Below are 7,270 nucleotides of genomic sequence, written 5' to 3' on the forward strand. Positions count from 1 at the left end.
AAAAAAAATCGTTGGAGAGGTTCGACAAAGCAGTGGTCGGAACGAGAAAACCAGTTTTATCATAGTTGATGCGCAAAGCGTTAAGAATACCGATACAGCTGAAAGTAAAGGCTATGATGCAGGAAAAAAAATCTCAGGTATCAAACGGCACATAGCAGTAGACACCCAAGGATTGCCTCATGCCATTCATATAACCACAGCAAATGTTACTGATAGAAAAGGAGCTCTAGAAGCATGTTTACTGAATAAGAGTGTTTTGTCTGAAGTAAAAAATATTTTAGCAGATAGAGGATATTCTGGAGAACCATTTTCAAATGGTATTCAAGAGATATTGGGATGTACAGTAGAGATAACGAAAAGAAACGAATTGCATGCTTTTAAAGTGATTGCGAAAAGATGGATCGTAGAGCGTTCTTTTAGCTGGTTAGAAAAATGCAGAAGGTTATGGAAGAACTGCGAAAGAAAATTGAATACAAGCTTAAATCTGGTCATTTTGGCGTTTGTGGTTCTCCTTTTAAAAAGATTTTAAACAGGTTCTTAGAAACCGAACGCAAAAAGAGTGTTTAAAGATAATTTGGACATGACTCACTAATTATGTCGAATTAAATGGTGAAAGATTGCGAAATTGGTTGAGATGAGGTGTACAAATCACTTGCTTGAACTATCACAGAAAACAATCTAAAAAGGCTTCAGACATATTCTATGCATCATATTAATCTAAGTAAGGGGTCATGCCTAAAACACATTTAGACGATTATGCTTATGATTTTGTTATGTGTGCAGAAGTGATTGCGGAACCAAATAAAAAAGATTAACGATTATTCTTTGCGTAAGTTAGCTAGGATTGCTTAATCCTTATGGGCACATAACCTTCTCTTTTCCTATGAAATTTATACAGAATTTGAGATCATTGACTCAAAAAAATAAGCTACCATGCTTTTTTTATTAAACTCGAAAAGTTTTACAATATCCCCCTAAAATGCGCCTAAGCATCGCAAGATCCCTCACTTTAAACAAACTAAATTCAAAAATGAACCCGGCTTAAAAAACTTAGTTTGCTCTTCAAACAAAGTTTCCTGTGATTTATTTCTAGTCTATTCTCAAACTATTTAACCAATTACTTCTTAAATCATCCCAAAATAACCTTTCTTTTTTACATACAGTAGAAATCTATTTGCGAATTTATTTGGAGTGACAAGAAATTAGTCATTGCATTTTTCTTCCTAAGCGAAAAGCATTTGTAGCGATAGCTAAAAAGGAAAAACTGGTTGAAGAAAACAGAAGAAAGGAAGTTTGGGATTAAAATAAAAAAACCGGAGATTATCTCAAGGCATAAGTATGATTCTTAAGGCTGCTACATTCCTGTCCTGACCTGGTTCGAACTAATTTATTCCATGAGGTCCCCGGTTAAACTTTATTTATCGGTAAACTCTAAGAAAATATTATTTTATAACGAGTTGGGTTTTCTATCAAGCAGATTCTGCACGTTTTTGAGCACTTTCCCACTGACGAAATTGTTGTTCTAATTGAGATAGCATTTTACGAAGTGTTGTTTCTACCTCTATTCCATTTTGAGAGGCTTTTTTAATTAGATTTAATAAGTCTTGCGCAAATAGGTCCTCCTGGGAAGAAAAATGTTCTCGATTTTGCCATGCAAAATCGGTTTTTTCAAATTCTTTAATCATTTTCTCTGCCCGCGCCAGTGAAGGGAAATCTTTAGGAATCCCGTCCAATACACTCTGTCTCCACCGATTACCTTTTTCATTTTTCTTAATTATTTCCCATTGATGCTTCACTTGTGCAACTGAATCAAGCTGAACTTCTTCAAAAATATGAGGATGCCGCCTAATCAGTTTTTCATTAATTTCTTTCAACATATCATGCAAAGAAAATTTTTTGTCTCGTTCAGCCAGTTTTCCTAAAAAAATCACATTGAAACAAAGATCACCAAGCTCCTCTTTAATTTTTTCATTGTTTTCAAGATCGATGGCTTCTACTAGTTCGTAGACTTCTTCAATGACTGAACTTCGCATCGATTGAAGCGTTTGTTCTCGATCCCATGGACAACCATTTGGGGCTAACAAACGTTCAATGGTGATAATAAGAGCTTTAAAATCATCCATTTGGTTTCTCCTTTAAATAATGGGACGAAAAAATCAACAATTCGTTAACATCAATTGCAGAAATTATTTTTTTTAAAATTAGAATCATTTGAATTTGGATTTATTGCATGAATAAACAGTTTACAGCAAGTGTTTACATTATTAATGATCAAAAAATTTTGTTAATTAAACATCCTAAACTTCAAAAGTGGCTTCCTCCGGGTGGACATGTAGAAAATAATGAAACACCAGTAGAAGCAGCTCGTCGGGAGGTAAGAGAAGAAACAGGTTTGGAAATTGAATTGATCCCCCAAGAAAATATTTGGGTGAATTATTGGAATGCAAATAGCTTTGAAAGACCCTATTTATGCCTACTAGAAGAAATCCCCCCTTATAAAGATCAACCTGCGCACCAACACATGGATTTCATTTACGTAGCAAATTTAATCTCCGCTAAAAGCTCATCACCAAGCGAAACTTTAATTTATCAGTGGTTTGATCAAAAGGGTTTAGATTTACTCGAACCCGATGTCGATATTTTCAAAGAAACGCTACAAGTTCTTCAGCACCTTTTGGCTACTTTTTGCTCCATCCCTAAAAAATTGGTTTTTAATTAATCCTGGAGATTGTGACTCACAAATTCAACGCTTTTTTAAAATACTACTTTTTAACCAAAATAGAGATAAATATTTAAACTCTGTACTACCTTATTTAGAGAATCAAATGCCACATAAACCACTTAAAAATTATTATATTTTCGACACAGTGCGATCCAAGCAACACTAATATTTCAATTTAATATAATAAAAATGAACAGGATGACACCCAGCTTCATTTAAAAGCAAAAAGAAAGGCAAAAAATTTAGCTCTTGAAATTCTTTAAGGTTTAATCTATCAAATAATTCTTACAAAAAATTTTACCCGAGACATTACTTGTAATTCTTTTTAACTATTTACTTGTTGAGATTTAATTTGGGCTGGATATATTTATTGATTGCTGGTTTATTTGAAATAGGGTTTACGACTTTTCTTAAGTTGTCTAATAATTTTACTCGTCTATGGCCAACAGCTATTTTTTTTATTTTCTCGGTTTGCAGCTTTTTAGCACTTTCCTTAAGCTTAAAAACTATTCCATTAGGAACAGCTTATGCTATTTGGACTGGCATGGGAGCAGTGGGAACAGCTATGATTGGTATTCTTTATTTTGGCGAGTCTATAGATTTTTGGCGTCTATTTTTTCTTGCCTGTCTTATTATTTCTATCATCGGACTTAAAATAGCTTCTGCATAAAACATTAATAAAATATTTAATTAAAATTTTTTTTAGCTTAAATTTTTTGTATCTAAATACAAGTGAAAATTTAGAGTTGAAGAACTTTTACAAATTTTTTATAAAAATAAAGAATCGAAATTTCATCCTATGGCAATAAAATTTATAGACGAATAAATTTTTGTAAACTATTCCCTCCCCTATTCCCCATTCAAATCCAAAAATTAAGTCAAAGCAAAGTATACAAAAGTAAAACATATATTCTTTAGAACATAGATGGATCATTAATGTTTATGCAGTTTTTCAAACTTTATTAACTTTTGGTTTAGAATTTCTTTTTAAAAATATAAAAAATTTTAAGTCGCTGCTGATCAAAACCATGCTTCAAAAATCTATTTTATTTTATCAAATTTTTTCTATTATTGAAAATAATTTAATGTTAATAAAAATAATTATCAATTAAATATCAGATATTAAATTATTTTTTTATTTAAACTTGTTATTATAGCTGTAAAATTTACACTACTCTTGCTAAAAATTTTTAAACCTAAATTTATTTTAATTATTATCGAGCAGGTTAGGTGTTTCTCATCAGTGAAAAATATTTGTTTATATTTCTCTAATCAAAATTATAAATTTTAACTAATAATCAAAATATTATTTAATAGAAATGAATTTTTGTTAAATTTTTTATTCTTAAATTTACATTTATTTACTATTTTACAATCAACAATAAAAATTAAATTGAAAATTACATATATATATATGATAATTATTAATAGATAAAAAAAACGATGCACTATAAAATTTACTAGTAAATTAAAAAAGGGAAACTCTATGCAATTAAAATATATAGATGGCGATATTCCTAGCAGCTACTCTGCCCTTTCTTCTAGTCCAGATCCAAAATTAAGCCAAAGTACAATAAACAATGGTAAAACATATATTCTTTTAGGAAGCTTTGAAAAAACATACCCTTTAATGCGTAGAATTGGAATTGGAATATATGCAGCTTTTAAGACTTTATGTACGTTAGGCTTGTGGCTTTTTTCTGATAGTGTTCGAGAAGATTGGAAGTCTTTTTGGAGGGGTAAAAAAAGTAAAATTATTTACTCTTCTTCTCCCTCATTTTTATCAACTAAACTTTTGGCAGACCAAGGCGATGCAAAAGCTCAATACAGACTCGGATTGATGTATGATAAAAGTTGTGGTGTGACACAATCAGATGCAGAAGCTTTTAAATATTTTAAACTCTCTGCCGAACAAGGTCATGCAGATGCTCAATATGCTCTTGGATTTATGTATGCCAATAGGTGGGGTATTGCACAATCAGAGCAAGAAGCTATTAAATATTACAAACTCGCTGCCGATCAAGGTCATGCAGATGCTCAATATGCTCTTGGATTTATGTATGCCAATGGACGAGGTGTGACACAATCAGATCAAGAAGCTTTTAAATATTACAAACTTGCTGCCGAACAAGGCCATGCAGATGCTCAATACAACCTCGGAGTCAGATATTCCAATGGACGAGGTGTTATGCAATCAGAGCAAGAAGCTTTTAAATATTTTAAACTTGCTGCCGATCAAGGACTTGCAGATGCTCAATATAATCTTGGAATCAAGTATGTGAATGGGCAAGGCGTTACGCAATCAGAGCAAGAAGCCGCTAAATATTACAAACTAGCTGCCGATCAAGGACATGTAGATGCTCAATACAACCTCGGAGTCAGATATTCCAATGGACGAGGTGTTATGCAATCAGATCAAGAGGCTATTAAATATTACAAACTTGCTGCCGATCAAGGTGATGCAAAGGCTCAATACAACCTTGGAGTCAGATATTCCAATGGACGAGGCGTTGCGCAATCAGAGCAAGAGGCTATTAAATATTATAAACTTGCTGCCGATCAAGGTGATGCAAAGGCTCAATACAACCTTGGAGCCAGGTATGCGAATGGGCGAGGCGTTACGCAATCAGAGCAAGAGGCTGCTAAATATTACAAACTTGCTGCCGATCAAGGCCATGCAGATGCCCAATACGAGCTTGAAACTCTAACTCTGTAAAAAAAGGGCTAGGTGTTGTACAATCCCGTCAAGAAGCTCTGAGATATTATCAACTTGCTACTGATCAAGGGAATGCCCAGGTAGCAAGAAAAATTGACTCTATTATTTCTCAACAAAATAGCTAAATTGATTTAAAATTATTATTTATTTTTTAATGAATTAAAAAAGGAATTATATGCGATCAAAATTTATAGATGGCGATATTCCTAGCAGCTACTCTGCTCTTTCTTCCAGTCCAGATCTAAAATTAAGCCAAAGTACGATAAACAATGGTAAAACATATATCCTTTTAGGAAGCTTTGAAAAAACATACCCTTTAATGCGTAGAATTGGAATTGGAATATATGCAGCTTTTAAAACTTTATGTACGTTAGGCTTAGGGCTTTTTTCTGAAAGTGTTCGAGAAGATTGGAAGTCTTTTTGGAGCGGTAAAAAAAGTAAAATTATTTACTCTTCTTCTCCCTCATTTTTACCAACTAAACTTTTGGCAGACCAGAACAATCCAAAAGCCCAATGCGAGCTTGGACTCATGTATAAAAATGGTCAAGTTGTCGCAAAATCAGATGCAGAAGCTTTTAAATATTTTAAACTTGCTGCTGATCAAGGTGATGTAAATGCTCAATACAACCTTGGATGCATGTATATCAATGGGCGGGGCGTTGTGCATTCAGAGCAAGAGGCTATTAAATATTTTAAATTCGCTGCTGATCAAGGCCATGCAGATGCTCAATTCATTATTGGAATTAGATATAAAAAGGGTCGAGGTATCTCCCAATCGAATCAAGAAGCTACTAAATATTTTCAGCTTGCTGCCAATCAAGGCCATGCAGAAGCACAGCGTGAGCTTAAGCTCATTATAGAAAGCCATGATATTGCACAAACGAATCAAGAAACTTTTAAATATTTTAAACTCACTGCCGATCAAGGCGATGTAAATGCTCAATCCAAACTTGGAACTATGTATAAAAAGGGGTTAGGAGTTGAGCAATCCAATCAAGAAGCTATTAAATATTTTAAACTCGCTGCCGATCAAGGCGATGTAAATGCTCAATATAATCTTGCATTCATGTATGCAAAAGGGAAACGGGTTCCACAATCTGACCAAGAAGCTTTTAAATATTTTAAACTCATAGCTGATCAAGGTGAGGCAATTGCTCAATGTGCTCTTGGATTTATGTATTTCCAGGGAAAAGGTATTACACAATCCCATCAAGAAGCCGCTAAATACTTTAAATTTGCCGCCGATCAAGGTGAGGCAGATGCTCAATGGGCTCTTGGGTTTATGTATGCCAATGGACTGAGCGTCACACAATCTGATCAAGAAGCTGCTAAATATTACAAACTCGCTGCCGATCAAGGCCATGCAGGTGCTCAATACAAGCTTGGGACTATGTATAAAAAGGGGCTAGGAGTTGAACAATCTAGTCAAGAAGCTCTGAGATATTATCAACTTGCTGCTGAGCAAGGGAATGCTCAGGCAGCAATAAAAATTGACTCTATTATTTCTCAAAACAACTAAATTAGTTTAAAATCAAAATTTATCTTTTAATAAATTAAAAAGGAAATCATCTACGATTAAAATTCATAGCCGACTTTTCTCATAAATAATCTGTTTTTTAAACTCTAAGAGTAGCCAAAAATAAAACAATATTTAAAACACATATTTTTTTAAAAATTTGGAAAAAAGCATATCCTTTAAGGCTTAGAATTGTGTTTAGAATGCACAAAGTTTTTAAGAATTTATCACTTTAGATCGTGTAGTCACGAGACTTTTGCCCATATAGCAATACATCTAATATGGACTGCAGCCAAGAATGAGGCTGTGTTCTTTG

Annotated in this window: 6 protein-coding genes and 1 other RNA gene; 5 read left to right on the top strand and 2 right to left on the bottom strand. The window is 33.3% G+C overall.

Translation table 11 applies throughout. From position 1 onward, the window contains the following. Nucleotides 1-529, top strand: a 529-nt coding sequence (locus TY19_RS07185) for an IS5 family transposase (protein WP_102035405.1), incomplete at its 5' end; no start/stop codon positions are given. A 780-nt stretch (nt 530-1,309) separates the two neighbouring features. On the opposite strand, the gene ffs is transcribed toward TY19_RS07185, so the two are convergent. Further along, an RNA gene (gene ffs / locus TY19_RS12885) (signal recognition particle sRNA small type) lies at nt 1,310-1,408 on the bottom strand. A gap of 61 nt (nt 1,409-1,469) precedes the next feature. Then, nucleotides 1,470-2,123, bottom strand: coding sequence for a MazG family protein (locus tag TY19_RS07190; protein WP_042281358.1), 654 nt, complete (start codon nt 2,121-2,123; stop codon nt 1,470-1,472). Nucleotides 2,124-2,230: 107 nt separating this feature from the next. On the opposite strand from TY19_RS07190, the gene TY19_RS07195 reads away from it, so the two are divergent. From TY19_RS07195 to TY19_RS07210, 4 genes are all read left to right on the top strand, one after another. Further along, entirely contained in the window at nt 2,231-2,719 is a 489-nt protein-coding gene (locus TY19_RS07195) for an NUDIX hydrolase (RefSeq protein WP_042281360.1), read from the top strand. A gap of 355 nt (nt 2,720-3,074) precedes the next feature. Further along, nucleotides 3,075-3,392, top strand: a complete 318-nt coding sequence (locus TY19_RS07200; RefSeq protein ID WP_042281363.1) for a DMT family transporter — start codon at nt 3,075-3,077, stop codon at nt 3,390-3,392. Between the two features lie 816 nt (nt 3,393-4,208). Beyond that, the gene (locus TY19_RS07205; protein ID WP_052354846.1) at nt 4,209-5,438 is read left to right on the top strand and encodes an SEL1-like repeat protein; all 1,230 of its coding nucleotides are present in this window, start codon (nt 4,209-4,211) and stop codon (nt 5,436-5,438) included. A 175-nt stretch (nt 5,439-5,613) separates the two neighbouring features. Then, a complete protein-coding gene (locus tag TY19_RS07210) occupies nt 5,614-6,957 on the top strand; it encodes a tetratricopeptide repeat protein (RefSeq protein ID WP_052354847.1) in 1,344 nt (447 codons plus the stop codon). Nucleotides 6,958-7,270: the final 313 nt, after the last annotated feature.

The sequence above is a fragment of the Candidatus Protochlamydia sp. R18 genome (assembly GCF_000648255.1).
In the GTDB taxonomy this organism is placed as follows: Bacteria; Chlamydiota; Chlamydiia; order Chlamydiales; family Parachlamydiaceae; genus Protochlamydia; species Protochlamydia amoebophila.